General features: G+C 66.8%; 1 protein-coding gene. It reads right to left on the bottom strand.

Translation table 11 applies throughout. From position 1 onward, the window contains the following. A partial coding sequence (locus OQ789_RS25860; protein WP_324689276.1) for an AMP-binding enzyme occupies positions 1 to 388 on the bottom strand: 388 nt, incomplete at both ends.

The raw sequence follows: 388 nt of genomic DNA, 5'->3' as shown, positions 1-388 counted from the left end.
TTGCCGTTGACCGTCAACGGCAACTCCTCGATCGCCACCACCGCGGCAGGCACCATGTAGGCGGGCAGCCGCTCACCCAACACCGCACGCACCCCAGCGGCGTCCACCGTCCCGGTCACATACCCCACCAGACGCTTATCCCCCGGCCGATCCTCACGCGCGACCACCACCGCCTGCCCCACCCCATCCACCGCAGCCAGCGCCGCCTGCACCTCACCCAACTCGATCCGATACCCACGAATCTTCACCTGCTCATCAACACGCCCCACATACCGCAGTTCTCCGTCAGCACCCCACAACACCACATCCCCGGTCCGATACATCCGCACACCCACACCCCCGAACGGACACGCCACAAACCGCGACGACGTCAACCCCGCCCGACCCA

The sequence above is a fragment of the Mycobacterium sp. 94-17 genome, assembly GCF_035617725.1.
GTDB lineage: Bacteria > Actinomycetota > Actinomycetes > Mycobacteriales > Mycobacteriaceae > Mycobacterium.
Note: the sequence above shows the minus strand (reverse complement) of the source record. Positions and strands in the feature narration are given on the sequence as shown.